Below are 24,485 nucleotides of genomic sequence, written 5' to 3' on the forward strand. Positions count from 1 at the left end.
AGGTACGGACACGGAATCCGGTACGCAGCCTTGGAGGGCTGCTGGCGCCGCGTAAAACCGCTGCGCGACGCCTGTTGACCCGATATTGCTGCAGCGCAACAGCGATTGCAAGCCCCTGTGGAACCGTTTCCTACGGTCTATTCCTGAACCGAAATCGATAGTCAAAGACTATCGATTGAATTCCTATAATCGATTTCCCATATCGATAGACGTTGCCTACTCTATGCGCAGCCGGATTCGCCGGCCGCGATTTTCGAGTCGCCCGCCTTCCCCCGTCCAGGAGCTTGCATGTCCCTCATCAACACCGAAGTCCAGCCGTTCAAGACCACCGCGTTCCAGAACGGCGAGTTCATCGAAGTCAGCAACGAGAGCCTCAAGGGCAAGTGGTCGGTCCTGATCTTCATGCCGGCCGCCTTCACCTTCAATTGCCCGACCGAAGTCGAAGACGCCGCCGACAACTACGCCGAGTTCCAGAAGCTGGGCGCCGAGGTCTACATCGTCACCACCGACACGCATTTCTCGCACAAGGTCTGGCACGAAACCTCGCCGGCCGTCGGCAAGGCGCAGTTCCCGCTGGTCGGCGATCCGACCCATCAGCTGACCCGCGCGTTCGGCGTGCATATCGAAGAAGCCGGCCTCGCCCTGCGCGGCACCTTCGTGATCAACCCGGACGGCGTGATCAAGACCCTCGAGATCCACGACAACGCGATCGCCCGTGACGTCAGCGAGACCCTGCGCAAGCTCAAGGCTGCCCAGTACGTCGCCGCCAACCCGAACGAGGTCTGCCCGGCCAAGTGGAAGGACGGCGAGAAGACCATCGCCCCGTCGCTCGACCTCGTCGGCAAGATCTGATCGTTCCGATCTGATCGTGTGACACGACGGCGCGGTCCATCGCGCCGTCTCCACCCCCATCCCGCCCAGCGCGGATGGGGGTGGACCGCAGCCGGTCTCCTCCCCCGCCGGCTGCGGTCCACCCCTCTCCCCCGGTTCCGATGCCCGCTTCGCCGGTGCGTCGCGGACGCCCCCACCCGTCGTCAGGAGCGTTGCCATGTTGGAAGCCGATCTCAAGGCGCAGTTGAAGGCCTATCTGGAGCGCGCGGTGCGCCCGATCCACATCGTCGCCTCGGTCGACGACGGCGCGAAGTCGCGCGAGCTGCTGTCGCTGCTCGAAGACCTCAAAGATGCCAGCGCGAAGATCACCGTCGATACCGCCGGCACCGATGCACGCACGCCCTCGTTCGCACTGACGTCCCCGGGCACCGACATCGACGTGCGCTTCGCCGGCCTGCCGATGGGGCACGAGTTCACCTCGCTGGTGCTGGCGCTGCTGCAGGTCGGCGGCCATCCGTCGAAGGCGGCCCAGGACACGATCGAGCAGGTCGCGGCGCTCGATGGCGACTACCTGTTCGAGACCTATTACTCGCTGTCGTGCCAGAACTGCCCGGACGTGGTGCAGGCGTTGAATCTCGCCGCCGTGCTCAACCCGCGCATCCGCCACGTGGCGATCGACGGCGCGCTGTTCCAGGCGGAAGTCGAGGCGCGCGAGATCATGTCGGTGCCGACGGTGTTTCTCAACGGCCAGAAGTTCGACCAGGGCCGCATGACGCTGGAGCAGATCGTCGCCAAGCTCGACACCGGCGCGGCCAAGCGCGAAGCGGCCAAGATCGCGGCGAAGAAGCCGTTCGACGTGCTCGTCGTCGGCGGTGGCCCGGCTGGCGCCGCGGCGGCGATCTACGCCGCGCGCAAGGGCATCCGCACCGGCGTGGCGTCGGAGCGGTTCGGCGGCCAGGTGCTGGACACGATGGCGATCGAGAACTTCATCTCGGTCACGGAGACCGAAGGGCCGAAGATGGCCACCGCGCTCGAGCAGCACGTGCGCGAGTACGACGTCGACGTCATGGATCTGCAGCGCGCGACGCAGCTGCTGCCGGCCGATGATGACGGACTGGTCGAGATCAAGCTCGAGAACGGCGCGTCGCTGAAGTCGCGCACCGTGGTGCTGTCGACCGGCGCGCGCTGGCGGCAGATGGGCGTGCCCGGCGAGGACCAGTACCGCAACAAGGGCGTGGCCTATTGCCCGCATTGCGACGGCCCGCTGTTCAAGGGCAAGCGCGTGGCGGTGATCGGTGGCGGGAATTCAGGTGTCGAAGCGGCGATCGATCTGGCTGGCATCCTCGCCCACGTCACCCTGATCGAATACGACGCGCAGCTGCGCGCCGACGAAGTGCTGCAGCGCAAGGTGCGCAGCCTGCCGAACGTGCGCATCGTGACCAGCGCGCAGACGACCGAAGTGCTCGGCGACGGCGCGAAGGTCAATGCGCTGGTCTACCGCGACCGCGTCGGCGGCGACAGCCACCGTGTCGAACTGGAGGGTGTGTTCGTGCAGATCGGCCTGCTGCCCAATACCGAGTGGCTCAAGGGTGTGGTCGCGCTGTCGCCGCGTGGCGAGATCATCGTCGACGACCGTGGCCAGACCTCGGTGCCCGGCGTGTTCGCCGCGGGCGACGCGACGACGGTGCCCTACAAGCAGATCGTCATCGCGATGGGCCAGGGCGCGACCGCTGCGCTCAGCGCGTTCGATCACCTGATCCGCGTGCCGGTCGTCGAGACGGCCGAGGCCGAGGCGGCGTGATCCCGCGCGCGGCCCGCGCCCCGCACGTCCCGGCATCGCCTGCGCGATCCGGGACGTGTGCGGAGCACGCGCCGTGAACCTGCGCGACCTGCGCTATCTGGTCGCGCTCGCCGACGAGCGGCATTTCGGCCGCGCCGCGGCCGCGTGTTTCGTCAGCCAGCCGACACTGTCGACGCAGATCCGCAAGCTCGAAGAAGAGCTCGGCGTCGCGCTCGTCGAACGCGCGCCGCGCAAGGTCATGCTGACGCCGATCGGCGTGCAGGTCGCCGACCGCGCGCGCCGCATCGTCGGTGATGTCGAACAGATGAAGGCACTGGCCAGACGCAGCATGGATCCCGAAGCCGGCTCGATCCGGCTCGGCCTGTTCCCGACGCTGGGGCCCTATCTGCTGCCGCACGCGGTGCCGCCGCTGCGCGCACGGTTTCCGCAGCTGGAACTGCTGCTGGTCGAAGAAAAGAGCGACGTGCTGCTGACACGGCTGCGCGACGGGCGCCTGGATGCGGCGATCCTCGCGTTGCCGGTCGACGAGGACGCGCTGCATGCCGAGTTCCTGTTCGAGGAACCGTTCCTGCTCGCGGTATCCGATCAGCACCCGCTGGCCGCACGCGAACGCCTGAGCCTGCAGGAGTTGTCGTCGCAGAAGCTGCTGCTGCTCGAAGACGGCCACTGCATGCGCGAACAGGCGCTCGATGTCTGTCGCCTGTCGGGCGCCGGCGAACACGCCGAATTCCGCGCCACCAGTCTGGAAACGCTGCGGCAGATGGTCGCCGCGAATGTCGGCGTGACCCTGCTGCCGGTGCTGGCGACCAAGCCGCCGGTCGCGCCGTCGCCGCATCTGCGCCTGCTCGATTTCAGCGACACCCGCCCGACCCGGCGCATCGCCCTGGTCTGGCGCCGCAGCTCGGCCATGCACGCGTTCCTGCTGGAACTGGCGGGCGTGCTGCGCGATCTGCCGCCCGCGTTGTTCGAGCACGCGGCGGCCTGAATCGCGCCGCGCACGCGGGACACGGCACAATGGACCCCGGGCGGCGCACTGCGTCGCCTTTCTCATGGGCGTCGTTCGAGCGCCCTTCCAACCCGAGGAACTCTGATGTCATCGCACTCCACCAGCGGCCTGCCGCCCTCCGACGCCCCGTCGATCCGTTTGACCCGTCACGACCTCGCGCGCCTCGACGCGCTGCTCGCTTCACCGATCCACCGGCAACACCCCGGCGCAGCGGCGCTGCAGCGCGAACTCGATCGCGCCGACCTGCTGCCGGACGATGCGCCCGCCGACGCGACCGTCGGCATGCATGCACGCGTGACCTGCATCGACGACGCCACCGGCGCCCGACACACCCTCACCCTCGTCTATCCGCACGAAGCGGACGTGGACGCCGGCCACGTGTCGGTCCTCGCGCCCGTGGGCACGGCCCTGCTGGGATTGACGATCGACCAGCGCATCGACTGGCGGGTCAGTGGCGGACGCACCCTGCGCCTGCGCGTACTGGAAGTTGCGCCCGCCGATCATTGATCGCCCTGCGTGCGGCGCCAACCTGGGCGCCGCACGATTCACCACGTCAGGTCAGAGCGGCACGCCGACCTGGCAGGCCACGCCGGTACCGCCGATGCCGCAATACCCGCCGGGATTCTTGTGCAGGTACTGCTGGTGCTCGTTCTCGGCGTAATAGAACGGCGGCGCTTCGTCGAGGATCTCGGTGGTGATGTCCGGATAGTCCGCCGCCTGCAGCTTCGCCGCGTGGGCGTCGCGGCTGCGGTGCGCCAGCGCGGCCTGTGCGGGCGTCGTACAGTAGATCGCCGAGCGGTACTGGGTGCCGGTGTCGTTGCCCTGACGCATGCCCTGGGTCGGGTCGTGGCTTTCCCAGAACGTCTGCAGCAGCGTTTCGAACGCGATCTGCGCCGGGTCGTAGACGACGAGCACCACTTCGGTGTGCCCGGTCTGACCGGAACACACTTCGCGGTACGTCGCGTTCGGCGTCACCCCGCCGGCGTAACCGACCGCGGTCGTGACCACACCCGGCAGCGACCAGAACTTGCGTTCCGCGCCCCAAAAGCAGCCCATGCCGAACTGCACCTGCTCCAGACCTTCGAAGGCGTCCTGCAGCGGGCGGCCGTGCACCGCGTGCGCGTTGTGCAGCGTCACCGGCGTGTCGCGACCGGGCAGCGCATCTTGGGGCCGCGGCAGACGCTGTTTCCAGGCTCCGATTCCGAGCATCGCGATATCTCCGGGGGCGCGGCAGATTGCCGTGCGTTCTGGATGCGGGCGCGCGGGCCCGCTTCCAAGGGCTTCAGACTTGCTGCTGCGGCATACGCGTGCGCCTCTTCAGGCTCGCGAGGAAGATACCGGCCAGCGTGAAAGCCAGACCCAGCCATTCGCGCGGCAGGGTCTCGCGTTGCAGCACGAGGATGTCGAGCAGGAACGCGCAGACCGGCTGCACGAGCAGCAGCAGGCCGACGAGTGCGACCGAGAGGTGCTGCATCGCACGCGAGATCAGGATCCAGCTCAGGCAATGGCCGAGCGCGGCGAGCAGCAGCAACCAGCCCAGCGCCTGCCAGGTCGGAATCGCGAACGACACGCCTTCGGCGACGCCGGCCAGCCCCAGCAGTCCCGCGCACAGCAGCGATACCATCGCCAGCACCTGGGCCACCGGTGCGGAAACGGCTGCGCTCGACGCGCCGATGTTGCCGGCGCGCTGCACGTGACGCAGACCGATGTTGTAGACCGCGTAGCACAGCCCGGTCGCAAGCCCGAGCCACACGCCCCAGCGGTAGTCGGCCGGCAGCGTCGCCCAGTCCGCGCCGAGCATCAGCCACAGGCCGAAGAACGCCAGCGCGATGCCGGCCACGAACCGCAGGCCGACGCGCTCGCCGAACAGCAGCACGCCGGCCAGCGCCATGAAGAACACCTGCGCATTCGCGAGCAGCGTCGCCAGGCCGGGGCCGATCAGCAGGATGCTCCGGTGCCACAGCCACAGGTCGGCGGCGAACGCGGTGGCCGGCAGCAGTGCCAGCCACCACATGCGTCGCGGCAGCGGGCGCCAGTCGCGGCGCAGATGCACGAACAGCGCCAGCAGCACGCCGGCGAACAGCATCCGGTAGAAGGCCGAGACCGTCGGCGGCGTGCCCGCCAGACGCACCATCAGGCCATTGGTGCCGATCAATGCGGCGCCGGTCAGCATCCACGCAAGGGCGGCGCGACCGGCCGGGGTGTCGTGCATCGCAGGACCTCGCGTGGGGGACGCGCAGCGTAGCAGCGGCGCGCGGCGGTCTTCAGCTGCGGCAGCCCTCAACTGAAGACGGCGGGCGCCACCTGCACGCAGTTGCGGCCCTGGCGCTTGGCCGCGTACAGCGCCTTGTCGGCGCGGGCGATCGCCGCCGCCGGCTCGTCTTCGCCGCGCTGCCGCGTGGCGATGCCGATGCTCACCGTCAGCCGCACGCGCTGGCCTTCATGGCGGACTTCGCAGTTCTCGACCGCGGTGCGCATGCGCTCGCCGAGCGCGCGTGCCTCGGCGCCGTCGCGGCCCGGCAGCACCGCGATGAATTCCTCGCCACCGTAGCGCCCGAACATGTCGGCCTCCGACAGCACGCTGCGCAGCGCGGTCGACACTTCGCGCAGGCATTCGTCGCCGCAGGCATGCCCGAAGCGGTCGTTGACCGACTTGAAGTGGTCGAGATCGATGAACAGGACAGAGACCGGCCGGCCGCTGCGCTCGGCTTCGGCGAAGGTGCGTTCGATCCAGACGTCGATCGTGCGGCGGTTCATCGTGCCGGTCAGCGCGTCGATCTCCGCCGAACGGCGCAGCTTGACCGCGGCCGCGGCCTGGTCGACGTGCAGTTGCACCACGCGCGCGAGTTCGCCGATCACCGACATCTCGTCGGTCGTGAAGCCTTCGCCGCCGGCGCGGCGCAGCAGCAGCACGCCCCAGCCCGGTGCGCGCACTTGGAACGGAATCAGCGCTTCCATGGCCACGACCGGTCCGCCCGCGGACGGACGCACCGGCTGCTGCAGGGCCAGACCGGCGGTCGCCTGCCGGCGCAGGATCAGCCCGCGCCGGTTGACCTCGTGTTCGACCGACGGCAATGCATCCGACGGCTCGACCAGCAGATGGTCGCGGCCCTGGTAGCCGCGCAACACCGCGATGCAGGACTGGGTGGGCACGAGCGGCAGCAGGTGGTCCATCAGCAGGCGGAAGCCCTGCCACGGAATCTCGCCCGGATCGAGCCCGTTGAGCTGGGTCTGCAGCGCGGTCGACAGATCCGCGCGCGCGGCCTCGCGACGCATCTTGCGCTCGGTGTCCTGGCGGGCGAGCCGGTCCTGGTCGCGCTGGTCGCGGTAGTCGCCGATGCGATGGGTCAGCGCGAGTGCGAGCAGCAGCGCGAAGGCCACCGCGGCGCCCTGGTAGCCGTAATGCAGCAGCGGGCCCTCGGGCGCCAGACCGTGCCGCGCCAGCGCGACCCACACGCCGGTCAGCACCATCAATGCGGTCGCCACCGTCAGCCCCCAGGCCATGGAGACCCCGCGCCGCGCCGCGTCGGCCAGCATGCCGAAGACGGCGATGCCGGCGAGCGTCCAGCCGACGGCGCTCAGCGCCTGGGAGACCTGCGCCAGCCACGGCAGATTGAGCAGGAACAGCGCTGCCAGCGCGATCAGCCCGATACCGACGCCGCGCACCAGGCGCGCATGGCGATAGCGGCGCCCGCGCATCGTGTAGGCCTCGATCAGCCACAGCGCGGCGGCCGCGTGCACCAGCGTCAGCGCTGACAGGCCCTGCAGCTGCCAGAGGCCGAAGAACCGCACGCCCGGCAGCCCGTACAGATGACCGTTCATCGCCTGCAGCAGCAGCACAAGCGCGACGGTGAAACCGAACAGACCGATGAACAGCCGGTCACGCGAGGCATAGGCCAGAGCGAGCGCAAGCGCGGCCAGGGTCAGCAGACCGCCATAGACGGCGCCTGCCAGCGCGACGCCCGAGCGTTCGACCCGGCGGATGTCGGTCGCCTGTGCCAGCACCGGACGCAGGCTCCCGTGCAGGCCGCCATCGATCTCGGCCTCGATCACCATCGGACCCTGCGCGTTGCGCGGCAGCAGGAACGCGTAGCCGGCCGGCAGGATGCCCTCGTCGGCGCCCACGCTGAAGAAGTCGAGCGCCTCGCTGCGCCAGCCATCGGCGGCGACCAGTTGCAGCCGGTTCACCGGCTCGCGCGGGAACCACAGCGCCCAGCGCGTCGTCGCCTCGGCCGGCAGTTCGAAGCGCAGCTCGACCACGCCATCGGAGGGCGTCCCGACCTCGATCGGGCGGGTCTCGCCCGGTCGCAGCTGGGTGGCGGACACCAGCGCCGCGAACAGGCCCATCAGGAGCAGCAGGCATGCCGTCAGCACCCAGCCGTGGCCGGGCATCGCACGCGACGCGGTTACCTCCATCGGTAAGCCCGCCCGTCGACCGCACGCAGTCGTGTCTGGATGTCTCCGATGCCCCGATGCGCCGGATCGCGCATGCGCCGCCCCCTTGGTGTCCCCTGCTCCATCGCAACTCGCGTGCCACGGTTTCCGTACCGTCGTCACGGAATTATGGCAGGAGCCCATCACAGAAATCGCGACCACGCCGTCACGCCCGGCGCTGGCGCGTCGCATGTGGACCGTCCGCTACACTGCACGGCTCTCCCGCAGCCGCCGTCCGAGCCTCCATGTCTTCCGCCGAATCCGCCGCTCCCCCGACCGATCCCGCCGTCCCGGCACGCCAGGACTTCATCCGGCAGATCGTCCGCGAGGATCTGGCCAGCGGCAAGCACGCCACGGTGCGCACGCGCTTCCCGCCCGAGCCCAACGGCTACCTGCACATCGGTCACGCCAAGGCGATCTGCCTCGACTTCGGCATCGCCGCCGAGTTCGACGGCCGCTGCAACCTGCGCTTCGACGACACGAACCCGGAGAAGGAAGATCTCGAGTTCGTCCGCGCGATCGAGGACGACGTGCGCTGGCTGGGCTTCGAGTGGGCCGAGCTGCGCCACGCCTCGGACTACTTCGAGGTCTATTACCGCGCCGCCCGGAAGCTGATCGAACAGGGCGACGCCTTCGTCTGCGATCTCACCGCCGAGCAGATCCGCGAGTACCGCGGAACCCTGATCGAGCCCGGCCGCAACTCGCCGTTCCGCGATCGCAGCGTCGACGAGAACCTCGACCTGTTCGCGCGGATGCGTGCGGGCGAATTCGCCGATGGCACGCGCACGCTGCGCGCGAAGATCGACATGAGCAGCGGCAACATGAACCTGCGCGACCCGGCGCTGTACCGGATCAAGCAGGTCGCCCACCAGAACACCGGCGGTGCCTGGCCAATCTATCCGATGTACGACTTCGCCCACGCGCTGGGCGATTCGATCGAGGGCATCACCCATTCGCTGTGCACGCTGGAGTTCGAGGATCACCGCCCGCTGTACGACTGGGTGGTGGACCGCGTCGACCTGGCCGGCAATCCGGAGCTGCTGGCCTCGTTGAGCGAGCGCGGGCTGCCGGTCGTGGCCGCGAAGCCGCGCCAGATCGAGTTCTCGCGCCTCAACATCAACTACACGGTGATGAGCAAGCGCAAGCTGACCCAACTGGTCGGCGAAGGCCTGGTCGACGGCTGGGACGATCCGCGCATGTACACGCTGCAGGGCCTGCGCCGCCGCGGCTACACGCCCGCGAGCCTGCGTCTGCTGGTCGACCGCGTCGGTATCAGCAAGCAGAACTCGGTCATCGATTTCTCGGTGCTCGAAGGCGCGCTGCGCGACGATCTCGACGCCCGCGCGCCGCGCCGCATGGCGGTGATCAATCCGCTCAAGCTGGTGCTGACCAACCTGCCCGAAGGCCACGCCGAAACCCTGAGCTTCCCGAACCACCCGAAGGACGAGGCGCAGGGCGTGCGCGAGGTGCCGTTCTCGCGCCAGCTGTGGATCGAGCACGACGATTTCGCCGAAGTGCCGCCCAAGGGCTGGAAGCGATTGATCCCGGGCGGCGAAGTGCGCCTGCGCGGCGCCGGCATCGTGCGCTGCGACGAGGTGATCAAGAATGACAGCGGCGCGATCGTCGAACTGCGCGGCACGCTCGATCCCGAGTCGCGTCCCGGCATGGAAGGCGCCAACCGCAAGATCAAGGGCACGATCCACTGGGTCAGTGCGGCGCATGCGGTCGAAGCCGAAGTCCGTCTTTACGACCGGCTGTTCGTGGTCGAAAAGCCGGACGACGAGTCGACCGGCAAGACCTACCGCGACCATCTGAACCCCGAGTCCAAGCGCAGCGTGACCGGCTACGTCGAGCCGGCCGCAGCATCCGCCGCGCCCGAGCAGTCGTTCCAGTTCGAGCGTCTGGGCTACTTCGTCGCCGACCGCGTCGACCACACGGCCGCCAGGCCGGTGTTCAACCGCAGCGTGACCCTGCGCGATACCTGGGCGGCGGACAAGGCCGGCGGTTGAGGCCACTGGAACACCCTGCATCCCGTGCGGGCTGATCAACAGGTCGCCCGGGTGCATTGCGGATCGCAGGTCACGCTCCGCGCGCTCGCGCAACGCAGAACCGCACCGACGGACAGGACGCCTCGCCGATGACGTTGATCTCGATGCTGCTGTATCTGCTGAACCAGCATCCGTTCTGGATGATTCCGGTGTATCTGGCGTTTGGCATCGGCATGACGATCTGGCGTCGCAACGCAGGCTGGGGCATCGCCACCTTCCTCGCGTGGATGTTCGCGATGTTCTGCATGCAGTTCATCAATGCCGTCTTTCTCAACGCGGTCGGTACGCGCGGCACCGCCGTACTGATCGACGCGCGCCAGACCAGCTCCAAGCTCAACGACACCTACGTCTGGACGTACGAGGGCGTGCTGTGCACTGCAGACGGACGCGACGTGGCATTCGGATTCGACACCATGTCGGCGACGCTGTATCCGCTGCGCAACGCGATCCAGATTCCGGCGCTGGGCCAGCGCTTCGAGGTCAAGTACGTGCCCGGCTTCGCGCGCAATGTGGTGATCCTGACCGACGCGTCCGAACACGGACGAGACCTGCAACGCCGCGAGGACGTGCAGGCGGTAATGCGCGCACGGCGCCAGTACGACGCCAGCCCGACCAATCCGGCCTTCATCGCCGAATATCGGATGGCGCTGCGGACGTACCTGTCGCAGCACCCCGACGCCGATGCGCCCGACCACGTCCGGTTCCGGCGGGCGCTCGACACGCTGGATGCGCTGGAGCGGTAACATCCCCGGCATGACCCGCCTGCGCGCCCTGTCGTTCCGCCTGTTGCCCGCCCTGCTGTTGCTGGTGCTGGCGGCATGTGCGGCGCCTGCACCGCCGGTCGCCGAGGCCGCGCCGCCCGCAGGTGCGCCGGTCATCGATCGGCCCGTCGCGCCGTCGGGCGTGCCGGATCTCGACACCAGCTGCCGCGTCGACAGCGATTGCGCGGTGAAGAACGTCGGCAGCTGCTGCGGCTACCAGCCGGCCTGCGTCAATGCGAACGCGCAGGTCGATCCGCAGGCGGTGCAGGCCGACTGCGCACGCCGGGGTATCGCCGGGGTCTGCGGCTTCGTCGAGATCCAGTCCTGCGCCTGCGTCAACTCGCGCTGCGAGGCGCCCGCGCCGGGCAGCCTGCTGCGCTGATCCCCCGCTTCTTTTCCGGAATGTCCAATGCTGTATGCCCAGGTCCACCTGACCCTGCCCGCGTGGGTGCACGAACACGTCGACGTGTCGCGCGCCTACGTCGGCGATGACGCCAAGGTCGCGCTCGCGATCGATCTCTCGCGGATGAACATCGAGGCGCAGAGCGGTGGCCCGTTCGGCGCCGCCGTGTTCGGCAGCGACGACCGCATCATCGCCGTCGGCGTGAACCGGGTGATGCCGCATAGCTGCTCGGTCGCGCACGCCGAAACGATGGCCTACATGCTCGCGCAGCAGCGCCTGCAGACGCCGCGCCTCAACGAGCGCGGCGGCCCGGTCACGCTGGCGACGTCGTCGCAGCCCTGCTGCATGTGCTACGGCGCGACCGTCTGGGCCGGCATCGACCGGCTCCTGATCGGCGCACGCTCGCAGGACGTCGAGGCGCTGACGCCGTTCGACGAAGGCCCGCTGCCCGAAGACTGGATCGGCGCGCTGAACCAGCGCGGCATCGAAGTCGTGCGCGATCTGCTGCGTGACGATGCGCGCGCCGTGCTGCGTACCTACGGCGAAACCGACGGGGCGAAGTACTGACATGAGCGACATCGACACCGATCACGCCGACGCCATTGCCGAACCGGCCGACGGCATGACCTCGCCCCTGCATGCGATCAGCGGCCTGCTCTGCTACTGCCGCCCTGGATTCGAACCCGATCTCGCCGCCGAGCTCACCGAGCGCGCGGCCGGCGTGCACGTCGCGGGCTATGCGCAGACCAAGCGCGGCGACGGCTACGTGCTGTTCCATTCCGACAACGGCCCGTCGCTGACCAGCGAACTGCCGTTCCGCGAACTGATCTTCGCGCGCCAGAAGCTGATGCTGCTGGCCGAACTGCGCGATCTCGACCCGACCGACCGCATCACGCCGATCTTCGACGTCCTGGCCGGCCGTGGCCGCCACGGCGAACTGATGGTCGAGCATCCCGAATCCGACGAGGGCAAGCAGCTCGCCGGCCTCGCGCGCAGCTTCGGCAATGCGCTGCGTCCGGCGCTGCGCAAGCGCGGCTTCCTGAGCCAGAAGGACGAGACGCGCTTCCCGCGACTGCACGTGTTCTTCGTCTCGGGCACGCACGCCTACATCGCGCAGTCCGTGGTGGGCGACAGTGCGCCGTGGGCGATGGGCATTCCGCGCCTGCGCACGCACGCCGATGCGCCGTCGCGTTCGGCGCTGAAGCTCGAGGAAGCGTTCATGGCGCTGCTGACCGAACGCGAGCGCAATGCACGCATCAAACCCGGCATGCGTGCGGTGGACCTGGGCGCCGCGCCCGGCGGCTGGACCTGGGTGCTCACGCGCGAACACATGCGCGTGGTCGCGGTCGACAACGGACCGATGCAGGCCGATCTGATGGACACCGGCCTGGTCGACCATCACCGCGTCGATGGCTTCCGCTACCAGCCCGTCGGCGCCGTCGACTGGATGGTCTGCGACATGGTCGAACAGCCGCGCAAGGTCGCCGAGCGCATGGCGACCTGGTTCCGCGAAGGCTGGTGCCGCAATGCGGTGTTCAACCTCAAGCTGCCGATGAAGAAGCGCTGGCAGGAAACGCTGCTGGCGCTGGACCTGTTCGCCAACAACGCCGGCGAGCACGACAACCTGGTCATCCGCGCGCGTCAGCTCTACCACGACCGCGAAGAGATCACGGTCTACGCCAGCGTCGACTGATTCGAACCCCGGAGCGCGTCATGGCAGCAGGCTGGATCACCGTCGTCGCCCCGTACCTGCCGGAAATCGTCCGGCTGGCGCGGCCGATCTTCACCCGCACGCCGCCGCCTCTGGTCGATCTGGGGCAGCAGCGCCGCAACGACGTGATCGACGCGCAGATCACCGAGCTGCAGGACGCCGCGAGCCAGAACGCCGACTCGATCGGCAAGCTCGCCGCGGACATGCAGAAGACCATCGAGGTGCTGCAGCTGGGCGCGGCGCGTGTCGAACAGCGCCTGCTGCGCGCGCAGGTCCTTGCGGTGGTTGCCTGCACCGTCGCGGTGCTGGCTTTCGGCCTCGCGGCCTGGGCGCTCGCGCGCTGACGCAACCGCCACATCCGGGCTGCATACTGCGCGCGCCCTCCCACCGGATCGACCCGCATGGCGTCCAGCCTGCTCACCCTGCTCGACGATATCGCCACCGTGCTCGACGACGTGGCCCTGATGACCAAGGTGGCCGCGCGCAAGTCCGCCGGCGTGCTCGGCGACGACCTCGCCCTCAATGCGCAGCAGGTCACCGGCGTCACGGCCGATCGTGAACTGCCGGTGGTCTGGGCGGTCGCGAAAGGGTCGGCGCGCAACAAGCTGATCCTCGTGCCGGCGGCGCTGGCGATCAGCGCATGGCTGCCGTGGCTGGTCACGCCGCTGCTGATGGCCGGCGGCCTGTTCCTCTGCTACGAAGGCTTCGAGAAAGTGCTGCACAAGCTGCTGCACAAGGCCGAGGACGACGCCGCCAAGCCGGGCCGCACCGCGGCACTCGCGGGCGCGGACGTCGATCCGGTGGCATTCGAACGGGACAAGATCCGCGGCGCCGTGCGCACCGATCTGATCCTGTCGGCCGAGATCATCGCGATCACGCTGGGCACCGTCGCCGGCGCCGCATTCGCGACCCAGGTCGGCGTGCTGGTCGGTATCTCTGCGCTGATGACGGTCGGCGTGTACGGCCTCGTCGCGGGCATCGTCAAACTCGACGACGCCGGCCTGTACCTGAGCAAGCGCGCGTCCGGCGCGGCGCAGGCGATCGGTCGCGGCATCCTGCGCGTCGCGCCCTGGCTGATGAAGACGCTGGCGATCGTCGGCACCGCGGCGATGTTCCTCGTCGGCGGCGGCATCCTGACGCACGGCGTGCACGACGTGCAGACCTGGATCGACGACGCGGCGACCGGCCTCGGCGCGTTGCCCGAAGTCGGCATGGTGCTCGGCGCGATGTTGCCGACGGTGATCAATGCGGTGGTCGGCATCGTTGCCGGCGGCATCGTGGTGGGCATCGTCGCGCTGATCCGGCGCATGCGCGGCAAGCCCGCGCTCGCGCACTGACGGCGCGCGCTCAGCAGGGCAGGACGAAGGCGCCGAGCCAGATCATCAGGCCGGCGAGCCACAGTCCCAGCATCACCACGCAGGCGCCGAGCAGCCACAGCGCGCGCACGCCCGGTCGCAATGCACGGATGTGCCGCCAAGTGAACACCGGCGCGGCAAGTCCGATACATGCGGCGAGCGCGAGCACGCCGTAACCAAGCGCGACGAACCAGCCCGGCTTGACCGATTCGACCGGGCACTGGGTCATCGCGAACGTCGGTGCAGCGGCGCACGCCAGCAGCGCGGCGACCAGCAATCGGAACGCCGGACTCAAAGTCCCGCCGCCCGCTTCCACAACAGGTTGCGCAGCGGCGGCACAGCCTGCGCAATGCCGAGCGCGTGGCTGCGCAACAGCACCGGCAACAGCGATTCGTTCGAGTACGCGCGGTTGATCGATTCGAAGGCGTGCGCGGCGACCGCGCTTTCGCTGCGTCGCGTGCGTGCCCAGCGCGCGAGCCGCTGCGGCGCATCCCAGCGCGCGCCGCGACGACGCGCGTCGGCGACGCTATCGGCCAGCCCGATCACGTCGCGCAGGCCGAGATTCACGCCCTGCCCGGCCAGCGGATGCACGACATGCGCCGCATCTCCGATCACCAGCACGCGGCCTTGCAGCTGCGCATCGGCCAGCAGGCGCCGCAGCGGAAACGCGGCGCGCGGCGAGAGCGGCGTCAGCGTGCCGAGCCGGCCGCCGGACGCACGCGTCACCGCATCCGAGAACGCCGCGTCATCAAGTTCGCGCATGCGCGTGGCTTCATCGGCGGGCAGCGTCCAGACGATGGAACTGCGGCCCTGCTCGACCGGCAGCAACGCCAGTGGACCGGTCGGCAGGAAACGCTGCCACGCGGTATCGCGATGCGGCCCGGTGCTGTCGACATAGCCGACCACGCCGGCCTGCGCGTAGTCGTGCGCGCGGGTGCCGATGCCGGCGAGCGTGCGCAGCGTCGACGCGGCGCCGTCGGCGGCGATCGCCAGACGCGCCTCGATCCGGCTGCCGGCGTCGAGGCGCAGGGTCACGCCGTCGCGGTCCTGCTCCAGCGCCTCGACCTGCGCCGGCGCCCGTACGTCGACGCCGGCCGCGGCCAGCCGGGCCCACAGCCGGTCGACCAGCAGGCCGTGCTCGACGATCCAGCCGAGCTCGCGCATGCCGAGCTGGTCGGCGTCGAACACCAGTTCGCTGCCGCCGCCCGCATCCCAGACCTGCATGCGCCGGTAGGGAGGCGCGCGCGCGGCGCGGATGTCGTCCCAGGCGCCGACCGAACGCAGCAGGCCGGCGCTGTCGTGCGCGAAGGCATAGACGCGCAGATCGGGACTCGCCGCCGACCACGCGGCGGGCGCGCGCGCCTCCACCAGCACCACGTCGAGATCCTGCGCGGCCAGCGCCAGCGCGCACGCGGTGCCAACCACGCCGCCACCGACGATCACGACATCGCGTCGCTCGCGGCGGCTCATGCGGCGACTCCCCGGCACAGCGCCGGCACATCGCCGCGATAGCCCATCGCCCCGCCGGCGAGCATGGCCTGCAGTGCGGAATCGCGATCGATCGCCAGCAGGCCGAGACTGCGCAACGGCCGCAGCAGGCGTGCGGAATTGGAGGTGATGCGTGCGAGGCCATCGGAGAACGCGAGCGTGCGCGTGCGATCGTCCAGACGACGCGCGACGTGACGTTCGAGAAGCGCCGGCGCGCCGGGATCCGCGGCGCCGGCGATGACTTCGGCCAGGGTGAGCGCATCGCGCAGACCGAGATTGAAGCCCTGGGCACCGATCGGATGCAGGCTCTGCGCCGCGTTGCCGACCAGCACGGCGCGCGTGTCGATGCAACGCGACGCGACCACGCGCCGCGCCGGGTGGCGACTGCGCGGACCGACCGAGAGGAACCGCCCTGCGCGCCAGCCGAACGCGGCCTGCACGCGCGCAAGAAATGCCGCGTCGTCGAGTGCGGCGACCGCATCGGCTTCGTCGCTGGAAACGCCATGGACCAGACCGTAGTGCCGGTCGCCACGCGGCAGCAGCGCGGTCGGGCCGGTGTCGGTCAGGCGTTCGAACGCGCGACCATCCGGCGCACGCGCCGCGCGCAGGCGCGCGATGAACAAGGTCTGCGCGTAGTCGTGGGTCTCGGCGTCGATACCGAGCGCCTGGCGCACCGCGCTGTCGGCCCCGTCGGCGCCGACGACCAGTTGCGCCCGCACGCGGATGTCGCCGTCCGGACCGCTGAGACGCACCACACGAAGACCGTCCTCGATGCCGTCGAATCCCGCGAAGCGCGCCGGCCGATACCGCACCAGCCGCGGCAGTTCCGCCAACCGCGCTTCCAGCGCTTCGCCGAAATCGCGTGCGACGACGACCTGTCCGAACGCCTCGCGCCCGTAATCGGCCGCGGCCAGCTTCACCCGGCCGAAATCGCCGGCGCGGCTGACGTGGATCTCGCGGATCGGCCCGCCCGGCGCGCGGAGCTTCTGCAGCACGCCGAGCGCGGTCAATGCATTGACCGTGGCCTCGGCGAAGCTGAGGTTGCGCTCGTCGAACACGGCCGGCATCGACGCCGGCGGCGTGGCCTCGACCAGCGTGGCAGCGACGCCGGCGCGGTCGAGCGCGATCGCGAGACTGGCGCCGACCAGACCGCCGCCGATGATGAGGACCGGATGCACCGGTGCTGGATGAGTTTCGACCATGGCCGCGATGATACGCGCCGCCCTCTGCGCCCCGCGCCGCGGCTCCGCTAGAATGCGGCTTCGACCCGACGTTGCACCGGAGCTGTCCGATGACCCTCACCGCCCGCCGCGCCACGATCTTCGCCCTGCTGGCCGCGCTGATGGCCGCGACCCGGCTGCACCATTTCGCCGCGATCCCCGATGCCTCGTGGGCGGTGTTCTTCATCGGCGGCTTCTATCTGGCCAACTGGCAGCGCTGGGCGTTTCCGGCGCTGATGGTGCTGGCGGTCGCGGTGGACTGGTTCGTCATCAGCAGCCAGGGCCTGTCGTTCTGGCAGCACTACTGCGTGTCGCCGGCCTACTGGTGCCTGGTGCCGGCGTATTTCGCGCTGTGGGCCGGCGGTGGCCTGCTGCGTCGCCATCTGTCGGCATCCGCGCCGGTCGCGATCGGCCAGCTGGTCGTCGCGCTCGTGGTGTCGGTCGCGGTCTGCCATCTGCTGGCGCAAGGCAGCTTCTACTGGATCAGCGCCTCGGTCGCCGATCCCACGCTCGCCGGCTGGTGGAAGAACTACAGCGACTGGCTGCTGCCCTATATGCGCACCGCCGCGTTGTACGTCGGCGCCGCCGCGATGGCCCACGTGCTGCTGACGCGCGTGCTTCCGAAGCCGGCAACTGCCGCGCGTCCGCTGCACGCCGACTGACGTCGCGCGGATGGGCAACCGTCTTTCGAAGATCTACACCCGCACCGGCGACGACGGCTCGACGGGGCTTGGAGACGGCGCGCGGGTCGGCAAGGATTCCCTGCGCGTCGCCGCGTACGGCACCGTCGACGAGGCGAACTCGACGATCGGCCTGCTGCTGGCCGCTGACGTGCCCGAGGACATCCGCAGCCTGCTGACGACCGTGCAGCACCAGCTGTTCGATCTGGGAGGCGAACTGTGCATCCCGGGCCACGCCGCGATCGAGGACGCGGACATCGCGCGCCTCGAGCAACAGCTCGACCATTACAACGACGACCTGCCGCCGCTGAAGGATTTCATCCTGCCCGGCGGCGGCGAAGCGGCGGCGCGCTGCCACATCGCGCGCACGGTCGTCCGCCGCGCCGAGCGCGAATCGGTGGCGCTGGCGCGGGTCGAGGCCGTCCGCCCGCAGGCCGTGCGCTATCTCAACCGGCTGTCGGACCTGCTGTTCGTGCTCGCCCGGGTGCTGGCACGCGCCAGCGGCCACGGCGAAGTGTTGTGGCACCACGAGCGGCGGCGCTGAGCGATGCACCATCCGGTCGGCTTCGGCGGCGGTGACCAGCGGCGGGTGCCGGTGTTCTCGCATCCGAGTCTGCTGGACCACGACACCGGCCCCGGTCATGCCGAGCGCCCGGAGCGCCTGGCCGCCGTCATCGAGGCGCTGCGCGCCGCCTTCCCCGATCTTGACCTGCGCCAGTCGCCGCCTGCGACCCGCGGCCAGCTGTTGCGCGTCCACGACGCCGCGCTGCTCGCCACCGTGCTCGATTCGCAGCCGAGCGGGCGCATTCCGCTCGACAGCGATACCGTGCTCTCGCCCGGCTCGGCCCAGGCCGCGCTCCATGCGGCAGGCGCCGGCGTCGCCGCTGTGGATGCAGTGCAGGGCGGCAGCGAGCGCCGCGTGTTCTGCGCGGTGCGCCCGCCCGGCCATCACGCGACTGGCGACATCGCGATGGGCTTCTGCCTGTTCAACAACATCGCCGTGGCCGCGGCGCATGCGCTGGACCGCTACGGCCTGACCCGGATCTCGATCGTCGATTTCGACGTGCACCACGGCAACGGCACCCAGGCGATCTTCGAGGCCGAACCGCGCGTGCAGTACGTCAGCTCGCACCAGATGCCGCTGTTCCCCGACACCGGGCGGCGCGACGAGCGCGGGGTCGGCAACATCGTCAACCTGCCGTTGACAGCGGGCACCGGCAGCCGGCGCTTCTGCGAGGCCTGGCGCGAACGCCTGCTGCCCGAGATCGACGCCTTCGCCCCGCAGCTGCTGATGATCTCGGCCGGCTTCGACGCGCACTGGCGCGATCCGCTGGCCCAGCTGCAGCTCGATGCCGAGGATTTCGGCTGGCTGACCGGCGAACTCGTCGCCATCGCCGAGCGGCACTGCGAAGGCCGGATCGTCTCGATGCTCGAAGGCGGCTACGACCTCCAGGCGCTGCGCGAAAGCAGTGTCGCCCACCTGCGCGCACTGGCCGGCTGACCTCGCTTCAGCCGGCACCGCAGCCGGCCCGGAATCGCCGATATCGCAGGTGAACAGGATGTCTTCGGACCGCATTGCCGCTGCCCGGTGGATCGGTCATGCTGGCGCCCGTTTTTCCCGCTGAACGGATCGACCGTGCGCACAGCCCTCCGCTTGCTTCCCCTTCCGTTCTGCATCGCGGTTTCGCTGTCCGCCAACGCCGACGACAGGCTCCGTCCCAATTACTGGGCGCTGTGTCCGATCGAGGACGCCGTCCCGGCCTTCACCGACGCCCAGGCGCCGGTCGGCACGGTCGAGCAGCGCGAAACCCAGCCCACCGACATCGACGGCGACGCCTTCGACGGGCTGGCCGGCGTGGACAGCGACTTCACCGGCAACGTCACCGGCAACGTGACCCTGCGCCGCGGCGACCAGTTCCTCGGCACCGACGACCTGCAGTTTTCGCAGGACGACGGCACCTTCGTCGCCGACGGCAATGTGCGCTACCAGGACCGCGGCATGCGCGTCGTGGCCGACCGCGTCGAGGGCGACACGATCGCCGAGTCCTACCGCATGGACAGCGTGCAGTACCAGCTGACCGCACGCCGCGGCAACGGCGGTGCCGATCACATCCGCATGGACGGCACCGTCGGCGCCCTGCTCGGCTCCACCTATTCGACCTGCACGCCCAGCGACCGCTGGTGGGAACTGAAGGCCGGCCAGATCGACATCGACACCGACATGGGCATGGGCACGGCGCGCAACGCGACCCTGCGCGTGGGCAAGGTGCCGGTGCTGTACGTGCCGTGGTTCCGGTTCCCGATCGACGAACGCCGTCTGTCGGGCCTGTTGTTCCCGCGCATCTCGCAATCCGGCCGCAACGGCTTCGACTACACCCAGCCGATCTATCTGAACCTCGCGCCCAACTACGACATGACGCTCGAACCGCGCTTCATGAGCCGGCGCGGCGTGCAGCTAGGCACCGAGTTCCGCTTCATGACCGACCGCACGCGCGGCGAGCTGGACGTCGCCTATCTGCCGTCCGACAAACTCGCGAGCCGCGAGCGCGATCTGGAAGCAGAGCAGGTGCCGATCGTCGAGAACCGGCGCAAGGCCGACCGTGCGTTTCTCGGCTTCGGCGGTTCGCTGGACATCAATCCGACCTGGCAGGGCCGCGCCAATCTGACCTGGATGAGCGACCCGCGCTATCTGGAAGACTCCAGCAACAACGTCGACGGCATCTCGTCGGTCAGCGCACTGAGTCAGATCGGCGTGTTCGGCCAGGGCTCGTCGGGCGACCGCGGTTTCTGGAACGCGAGCGTGCTCGGCGACTACCAGCTGCTGACCGACTACACGCTTCCCGAATCCGTGCTGCCCTACAACCGCCTGCCGCATGCCTCGTTCACCTGGCAGCGCCCGTACGGCGACTGGATCAACGCCGGCGTCGACACCACCGCGACGCGCTTCGCGCACATCGACGATGCTGCGCGCCCGGGCGGCAGCCGTCTCGACCTGAAGCCGTACATCTCGCTGCCGTTCGAGGGCGCGGCGTGGTTCGTGCGTCCGACGCTGGCCTGGCGCCACACCAGCTATGCGCTGGACCGCGCACTGACCGACCAGATCGCCGCGCAGCGCGCGCGCGCCGAGCTCGGTATTCCCGGCGACCAGCCCGTGCCCGCCGACACCCTGGCGCTCTACAGCAACAGTTCGCCGAGCCGCAGCCAGCCGATCGGCTCGATCGACGCCGGCCTGTTCTTCGACCGCAACACCAGCTGGCGCGGTGAGGAGTATCTGCACACGCTCGAACCGCGGCTGTTCTATTTGAACTCGCCGTACCGCGACCAGTCCGCGCTGCCGCTGTTCGACACCACGCCGCTGACCTTCGGCTGGGGCCAGTTGTTCCGTGACAACCGGTATTCCGGCGCCGACCGGCAGGCCGATGCGAACCAGATCACGATGGCGGTCAGCACGCGCCTGATCCGCGAATCCGACGGCCAGGAAAAGCTGTCGGCCAGCCTCGGCCAGATCGTGTATCTCTCCGACTCGCGGGTCACGATTCCCGGCGAAGCGCAGGTCGAGCAGGGCCGTTCGGCCTGGGTCACCGACGCAACCTACGCGATCAACGACCGCTGGACGGTGAGCGCCGGCTACCAGTGGGATCCCAAGTTCCGCCGCGAAGACCTGATGTCGCTGCGGACGCGCTATCTGATCGGCGACGAAGGCATCGCGAACTTCGCCTACCGCCGCCGCGCAGACCTGATCGAACAGGCCGACCTGTCGTTCCTGTATCCGATCAGCCCGGCATGGAGCCTCGTCGGCCGCTATTACTACTCGTTCACCGACAACCGCCTGCTCGAAGCCGTGGCCGGCGTGCAGTGGGATAGTTGCTGCCTGGCGGCCCGCGTCGTCGGCCGTCGCTACCTGCGCAACCGCCAGGGCGAGCTGAACAACGCCATCATGTTCGAACTTGAACTGAAGGGTCTGGGCTCGGCCGGCCCCGACACGGAAGACCGTTTGCGCCGTGCTATTCTCGGTTATTACCGCGATGACCTCTATCTCGTGCCGCCGTCCGAGCTGCGCAACAGCGACGACGATGAGACCCTGACCCCCGGCCTGAGCCAATGAAGACACTGATCTATTCCCTCGCGGCCGCTGCCGCGCTGTTCGCGTCGACTGCGCACGCGCAGGACCTCCAGCCGCTGGACCGTATCGCCGCCGTCGTCGACGAGGACGTGATCCTCGCCAGCGAACTCGAGCGCGCCGTCGCCAACATCCGCGGCCAGTACGCCACCCGCCAGGATCAGCTGCCGCCGCAGGAAATCCTCGAGCGCCAGGTGCTGGAGCGTCTGATCACGATGCGCCTGCAGACCGCGAATGCGCAGCGCACCGGCGTGCGCGTCAGCGACCAGGAAGTCGATCAGGCGATCGCCGCGATCGCCCAGCAGAACAACTTCACGATGGATCAGCTGCGCCAGCAGCTGGCGGGCGACGGCATGTCGTTCGACGACTTCCGCGCGTCGCTGCGCGAGGAACTGATGATCCAGCGCATGCGCCAGCGCTTCGCGCAGACCCGCATCTCGGTCAGCGACGCGGAAGTCGATGCGGCGCTGTCGGCCGAGGCGACCGGCGCGCAGTATCGTCTGGCGCACATCCTGGTGGCGCTGCCGGAAGGCGCGACCCCCGAGCAGATCCAGACCGGCCAGCAGAAGGTCGACGGCATCAAATCGCTGCTCGATCGCAACGAGATGGAATTCTCCGCCGCCGCCGTGCGCTACTCCGACAGCCCGAACGCGCTGGAAGGCGGCGATCTGGGCTGGCGCCGCGCCGATGAAATCCCGGCCGCATTCGCGACCGCGGTGACCAGTCTCCAGCCCGGCCAGACGATCGGCCCGATCCGGGGCCCGAGCGGCTTCCAGATCCTGCAGCTGGTCGATCGCCGCGAAGCCGCGCAGTCGGCCGATGCCGGTTCGGTCACCGAGTACCAGGCGCGCCACATCCTGATCCGCAGCGAGCCGGGCAACGACGCTGCCGCCAAGGGTCGCGCGGACAGCCTGCGTGCCCGTCTCGTCGGCGGTGCCGACTTCGCCGAAGTCGCGCGCGAGAGCTCGGAAGACAACGCCACCAAGGCCAACGGCGGCGATCTCGGCTGGTTCACCCAGGACGAGTTCGGCCCGGACTTCGGCGGCCAGGTCGCGGCGATCGGCGACGGCGACATTTCCGAGCCCTTCCGCACCCAGGCCGGCTGGCACATCGTCCAGCGCCAGGCCACGCGCCAGGCGGCCGGCAACGACAACAACCGGCGTGCCCAGGCCCGCGAAGCCATCGGCCAGCGCAAGCTGGAAGACGAATGGGACCGCTACGTGCGCGAGCTGCGCGGCGAAGCCTATGTCAGCGTCCGCGTCGGCCCGAACCGCGATCCCGAGATCGGCAGCGGCGGCTGAGATGCGACCCGTCCGGTTGGCGCTGGTCCCGGGCGAACCGGCCGGCGTCGGGCCGGAACTCTGCGTGCGCGCCGCCTGGCGCGCCTGGGACTGCGATCTGGTCGCCATCGGCGACCGTCCCACCCTGCAACGCGCGGCCGACGCGATCGGCCTGTCGATCGCCTTCACCGATGCCGAAGCCACCGACGTGGCGCCGGGCACGCTGCGCCTGATCGAACTGCCGCACGCCGCGGCCACCGCCTTCGGCACTCCGGATCCGCGCAACGCCCGGAGCGTGCTCGACGGCTTGCTGCATGCCGCGGCCGGCTGCCGCGACGGACGCTTCGACGGCATGGTCACCGGCCCAGTGCACAAGGCGGCGATCAACGCCGGTGGCGTGCCCTACACCGGCACCACGGAGCTGCTGGCCCACGACGCCGGCTGCGACGTCGTGATGATGCTGGCCAACCCGACGCTGCGTGTCGCACTGGCGACCACGCACCTGCCGCTGCGCGCCGTGCCCGACGCGATCACCGCGCCGTTGCTGGAACGCGTCATCGGCATCCTCGACGCCGCTCTGCGCGCGGACTTCGGCATCGCCGCACCGCGCATCGCGGTGCTGGGCCTCAATCCGCATGCCGGTGAAGCCGGACATCTCGGTCACGAGGAGATCGAGACCATCACGCCGGTGCTCGAGCGCCTGCGCGCCCGCGGCCTGCTGCTCGAAGGCCCGCTGCCGGCGGATACCGCGTTCCTGCCGGCACGTCTGGCGAACGCCGATGCGGTGCTGGCGATGTATCACGACCAGGGCCTGCCGGTGCTCAAGTACAGCGGCTTCGAATCGGCGGTGAACCTCACCCTCGGCCTGCCCTACCCCCGCGTCGCCGTCGATCACGGCACTGCGCTGGAACTGGCCGGCAGCGGCCGCGCCGATCCGTCGAGCCTGTTCGCCGCGATCGAACAGTGCGCCGCGCTCGGCCGCAACCGCAGGCACGTCGCGTGAGCGCCGACGCCACCATCGGCTGGGACGACTTCATGCGCGTCGATCTGCGCGTGGGCCGCGTGGTGTCGGTCGAGCCGTTCCCGCAAGCGCGCCGTCCTGCCTACATCCTGCATGTCGATTTCGGCCCCGAGCTCGGCGTGCGCAAGTCCAGCGCGCAGATCACCGCGCATTACACGCCCGAGGCGCTGGTCGGCCGGCTGGTCGTGGGCGTGGTCAATTTTCCGCCCAAGCAGATCGGGCCGCTGATGTCCGAATGCCTGGTCACCGGCTTCCACGACGCCGACGGCCACGTGCGCCTGTGCGTGCCCGACGGCGATGTCGCGCCCGGCACCCGCCTGCTGTGA

The 24,485-nt window shown here is 69.5% G+C and carries 24 protein-coding genes; 18 read left to right on the forward strand and 6 right to left on the reverse strand.

Going from position 1 to position 24,485, the window contains the following annotated elements:
- The first annotated feature begins 288 nt into the window (after positions 1–288).
- The 4 genes from ahpC (at position 289) to rnk (ending at position 4,145) form a co-directional block, all read left to right on the forward strand.
- On the forward strand, positions 289–852 hold the full coding sequence (ahpC, locus tag AC3A5T_RS03990; RefSeq protein WP_232134417.1) for an alkyl hydroperoxide reductase subunit C: 564 nt from the start codon (positions 289–291) through the stop codon (positions 850–852).
- 196 nt (positions 853–1,048) lie between these two features.
- On the forward strand, positions 1,049–2,632 hold the full coding sequence (gene ahpF / locus AC3A5T_RS03995) for an alkyl hydroperoxide reductase subunit F (protein ID WP_487627473.1): 1,584 nt from the start codon (positions 1,049–1,051) through the stop codon (positions 2,630–2,632).
- A gap of 73 nt (positions 2,633–2,705) precedes the next feature.
- The gene (locus tag AC3A5T_RS04000) at positions 2,706–3,617 is read left to right on the forward strand and encodes a LysR substrate-binding domain-containing protein (protein ID WP_159679993.1); all 912 of its coding nucleotides are present in this window, start codon (positions 2,706–2,708) and stop codon (positions 3,615–3,617) included.
- Between the two features lie 105 nt (positions 3,618–3,722).
- Positions 3,723–4,145, forward strand: coding sequence for a nucleoside diphosphate kinase regulator (rnk, locus tag AC3A5T_RS04005; RefSeq protein WP_487627474.1), 423 nt, complete (start codon positions 3,723–3,725; stop codon positions 4,143–4,145).
- 51 nt (positions 4,146–4,196) lie between these two features.
- On the opposite strand, the gene msrA is transcribed toward rnk, so the two are convergent.
- The 3 genes from msrA to AC3A5T_RS04020 all read right to left on the reverse strand — a co-directional run bounded on the left by msrA (position 4,197) and on the right by AC3A5T_RS04020 (position 8,054).
- Positions 4,197–4,847 carry a peptide-methionine (S)-S-oxide reductase MsrA gene (gene msrA, locus AC3A5T_RS04010; RefSeq protein ID WP_487627475.1) on the reverse strand — a complete coding sequence of 217 codons (651 nt, stop codon included), beginning with the start codon at positions 4,845–4,847 and terminating at the stop codon, positions 4,197–4,199.
- Positions 4,848–4,920: 73 nt separating this feature from the next.
- Positions 4,921–5,850, reverse strand: coding sequence for a DMT family transporter (locus tag AC3A5T_RS04015; RefSeq protein WP_487627476.1), 930 nt, complete (start codon positions 5,848–5,850; stop codon positions 4,921–4,923).
- 68 nt (positions 5,851–5,918) lie between these two features.
- Positions 5,919–8,054 (reverse strand): sensor domain-containing diguanylate cyclase, encoded by a 2,136-nt coding sequence (locus AC3A5T_RS04020; RefSeq protein WP_487627477.1) that lies wholly within the window; start codon positions 8,052–8,054, stop codon positions 5,919–5,921.
- A gap of 263 nt (positions 8,055–8,317) precedes the next feature.
- Here AC3A5T_RS04020 and AC3A5T_RS04025 point away from each other — a divergent pair, with 263 nt between their 5' ends.
- From AC3A5T_RS04025 to AC3A5T_RS04055, 7 genes are all read left to right on the forward strand, one after another.
- Positions 8,318–10,081: a glutamine--tRNA ligase/YqeY domain fusion protein gene (locus tag AC3A5T_RS04025; protein WP_487627478.1), complete on the forward strand. Its 1,764-nt coding sequence runs from the start codon at positions 8,318–8,320 to the stop codon at positions 10,079–10,081.
- A gap of 128 nt (positions 10,082–10,209) precedes the next feature.
- Positions 10,210–10,863 carry a hypothetical protein gene (locus AC3A5T_RS04030; RefSeq protein WP_487627479.1) on the forward strand — a complete coding sequence of 218 codons (654 nt, stop codon included), beginning with the start codon at positions 10,210–10,212 and terminating at the stop codon, positions 10,861–10,863.
- Between the two features lie 10 nt (positions 10,864–10,873).
- Positions 10,874–11,263 (forward strand): hypothetical protein, encoded by a 390-nt coding sequence (locus AC3A5T_RS04035; RefSeq protein WP_487627480.1) that lies wholly within the window; start codon positions 10,874–10,876, stop codon positions 11,261–11,263.
- 27 nt (positions 11,264–11,290) lie between these two features.
- A complete protein-coding gene (locus AC3A5T_RS04040) occupies positions 11,291–11,851 on the forward strand; it encodes a nucleoside deaminase (RefSeq protein WP_487627481.1) in 561 nt (186 codons plus the stop codon).
- A 76-nt stretch (positions 11,852–11,927) separates the two neighbouring features.
- Positions 11,928–12,977, forward strand: coding sequence for a 23S rRNA (cytidine(2498)-2'-O)-methyltransferase RlmM (rlmM, locus tag AC3A5T_RS04045; protein WP_487627854.1), 1,050 nt, complete (start codon positions 11,928–11,930; stop codon positions 12,975–12,977).
- 20 nt (positions 12,978–12,997) lie between these two features.
- Positions 12,998–13,339 carry a hypothetical protein gene (locus AC3A5T_RS04050; RefSeq protein WP_487627482.1) on the forward strand — a complete coding sequence of 114 codons (342 nt, stop codon included), beginning with the start codon at positions 12,998–13,000 and terminating at the stop codon, positions 13,337–13,339.
- Positions 13,340–13,396: 57 nt separating this feature from the next.
- Positions 13,397–14,332, forward strand: a complete 936-nt coding sequence (locus AC3A5T_RS04055) for a DUF808 domain-containing protein (RefSeq protein WP_487627483.1) — start codon at positions 13,397–13,399, stop codon at positions 14,330–14,332.
- Positions 14,333–14,342: 10 nt separating this feature from the next.
- Here the strand turns inward: AC3A5T_RS04055 and AC3A5T_RS04060 are convergent, their stop codons facing one another.
- The 3 genes from AC3A5T_RS04060 to ubiH are packed head-to-tail and all read right to left on the reverse strand — an operon-like array spanning position 14,343 to position 17,040.
- Positions 14,343–14,645: a hypothetical protein gene (locus tag AC3A5T_RS04060; protein ID WP_487627484.1), complete on the reverse strand. Its 303-nt coding sequence runs from the start codon at positions 14,643–14,645 to the stop codon at positions 14,343–14,345.
- A complete protein-coding gene (locus AC3A5T_RS04065) occupies positions 14,642–15,820 on the reverse strand; it encodes an FAD-dependent oxidoreductase (protein ID WP_487627485.1) in 1,179 nt (392 codons plus the stop codon). Before AC3A5T_RS04065 ends, AC3A5T_RS04060 begins: the two co-directional genes overlap by 4 nt.
- Positions 15,817–17,040, reverse strand: a complete 1,224-nt coding sequence (gene ubiH, locus AC3A5T_RS04070; RefSeq protein WP_487627486.1) for a 2-octaprenyl-6-methoxyphenyl hydroxylase — start codon at positions 17,038–17,040, stop codon at positions 15,817–15,819. The genes AC3A5T_RS04065 and ubiH overlap by 4 nt, the downstream gene beginning before the upstream one ends.
- A gap of 89 nt (positions 17,041–17,129) precedes the next feature.
- On the opposite strand from ubiH, the gene AC3A5T_RS04075 reads away from it, so the two are divergent.
- The 7 genes from AC3A5T_RS04075 to AC3A5T_RS04105 all read left to right on the forward strand — a co-directional run bounded on the left by AC3A5T_RS04075 (position 17,130) and on the right by AC3A5T_RS04105 (position 24,485).
- Positions 17,130–17,720, forward strand: coding sequence for a hypothetical protein (locus AC3A5T_RS04075; RefSeq protein ID WP_487627487.1), 591 nt, complete (start codon positions 17,130–17,132; stop codon positions 17,718–17,720).
- A 10-nt stretch (positions 17,721–17,730) separates the two neighbouring features.
- Positions 17,731–18,282, forward strand: a complete 552-nt coding sequence (locus AC3A5T_RS04080) for a cob(I)yrinic acid a,c-diamide adenosyltransferase (protein WP_487627488.1) — start codon at positions 17,731–17,733, stop codon at positions 18,280–18,282.
- A gap of 45 nt (positions 18,283–18,327) precedes the next feature.
- Positions 18,328–19,239 (forward strand): histone deacetylase family protein, encoded by a 912-nt coding sequence (locus AC3A5T_RS04085; RefSeq protein WP_487627855.1) that lies wholly within the window; start codon positions 18,328–18,330, stop codon positions 19,237–19,239.
- A gap of 135 nt (positions 19,240–19,374) precedes the next feature.
- Entirely contained in the window at positions 19,375–21,843 is a 2,469-nt protein-coding gene (lptD, locus tag AC3A5T_RS04090; protein WP_487627489.1) for an LPS-assembly protein LptD, read from the forward strand.
- Positions 21,840–23,159 (forward strand): peptidylprolyl isomerase, encoded by a 1,320-nt coding sequence (locus AC3A5T_RS04095; protein WP_487627490.1) that lies wholly within the window; start codon positions 21,840–21,842, stop codon positions 23,157–23,159. The genes lptD and AC3A5T_RS04095 overlap by 4 nt, the downstream gene beginning before the upstream one ends.
- Before the next feature lies 1 nt (position 23,160).
- The gene (pdxA, locus tag AC3A5T_RS04100) at positions 23,161–24,141 is read left to right on the forward strand and encodes a 4-hydroxythreonine-4-phosphate dehydrogenase PdxA (RefSeq protein WP_487627491.1); all 981 of its coding nucleotides are present in this window, start codon (positions 23,161–23,163) and stop codon (positions 24,139–24,141) included.
- Entirely contained in the window at positions 24,138–24,485 is a 348-nt protein-coding gene (locus tag AC3A5T_RS04105; protein ID WP_487627492.1) for a tRNA-binding protein, read from the forward strand. Before pdxA ends, AC3A5T_RS04105 begins: the two co-directional genes overlap by 4 nt.

This window comes from Luteimonas sp. Soil_C_16 (assembly GCF_057657295.1).

What these genes read in the sequence shown, in the direction of transcription:
- ahpC (WP_232134417.1), top strand. Translation starts at nt 289, where the DNA reads ATGTCCCTCATCAACACCGAAGTCCAGCCGTTCAAGACCACCGCGTTC.
- ahpF (WP_487627473.1), top strand. Translation starts at nt 1,049, where the DNA reads ATGTTGGAAGCCGATCTCAAGGCGCAGTTGAAGGCCTATCTGGAGCGC.
- rnk (WP_487627474.1), top strand. Translation starts at nt 3,723, where the DNA reads ATGTCATCGCACTCCACCAGCGGCCTGCCGCCCTCCGACGCCCCGTCG.
- msrA (WP_487627475.1), bottom strand. Translation starts at nt 4,847, where the DNA reads ATGCTCGGAATCGGAGCCTGGAAACAGCGTCTGCCGCGGCCCCAAGAT.
- AC3A5T_RS04015 (WP_487627476.1), bottom strand. Translation starts at nt 5,850, where the DNA reads ATGCACGACACCCCGGCCGGTCGCGCCGCCCTTGCGTGGATGCTGACC.
- AC3A5T_RS04020 (WP_487627477.1), bottom strand. Translation starts at nt 8,054, where the DNA reads ATGGAGGTAACCGCGTCGCGTGCGATGCCCGGCCACGGCTGGGTGCTG.
- AC3A5T_RS04025 (WP_487627478.1), top strand. Translation starts at nt 8,318, where the DNA reads ATGTCTTCCGCCGAATCCGCCGCTCCCCCGACCGATCCCGCCGTCCCG.
- AC3A5T_RS04030 (WP_487627479.1), top strand. Translation starts at nt 10,210, where the DNA reads ATGACGTTGATCTCGATGCTGCTGTATCTGCTGAACCAGCATCCGTTC.
- AC3A5T_RS04035 (WP_487627480.1), top strand. Translation starts at nt 10,874, where the DNA reads ATGACCCGCCTGCGCGCCCTGTCGTTCCGCCTGTTGCCCGCCCTGCTG.
- AC3A5T_RS04040 (WP_487627481.1), top strand. Translation starts at nt 11,291, where the DNA reads ATGCTGTATGCCCAGGTCCACCTGACCCTGCCCGCGTGGGTGCACGAA.
- AC3A5T_RS04050 (WP_487627482.1), top strand. Translation starts at nt 12,998, where the DNA reads ATGGCAGCAGGCTGGATCACCGTCGTCGCCCCGTACCTGCCGGAAATC.
- AC3A5T_RS04055 (WP_487627483.1), top strand. Translation starts at nt 13,397, where the DNA reads ATGGCGTCCAGCCTGCTCACCCTGCTCGACGATATCGCCACCGTGCTC.
- AC3A5T_RS04065 (WP_487627485.1), bottom strand. Translation starts at nt 15,820, where the DNA reads ATGAGCCGCCGCGAGCGACGCGATGTCGTGATCGTCGGTGGCGGCGTG.
- ubiH (WP_487627486.1), bottom strand. Translation starts at nt 17,040, where the DNA reads ATGGTCGAAACTCATCCAGCACCGGTGCATCCGGTCCTCATCATCGGC.
- AC3A5T_RS04075 (WP_487627487.1), top strand. Translation starts at nt 17,130, where the DNA reads ATGACCCTCACCGCCCGCCGCGCCACGATCTTCGCCCTGCTGGCCGCG.
- AC3A5T_RS04080 (WP_487627488.1), top strand. Translation starts at nt 17,731, where the DNA reads ATGGGCAACCGTCTTTCGAAGATCTACACCCGCACCGGCGACGACGGC.
- AC3A5T_RS04095 (WP_487627490.1), top strand. Translation starts at nt 21,840, where the DNA reads ATGAAGACACTGATCTATTCCCTCGCGGCCGCTGCCGCGCTGTTCGCG.
- pdxA (WP_487627491.1), top strand. Translation starts at nt 23,161, where the DNA reads ATGCGACCCGTCCGGTTGGCGCTGGTCCCGGGCGAACCGGCCGGCGTC.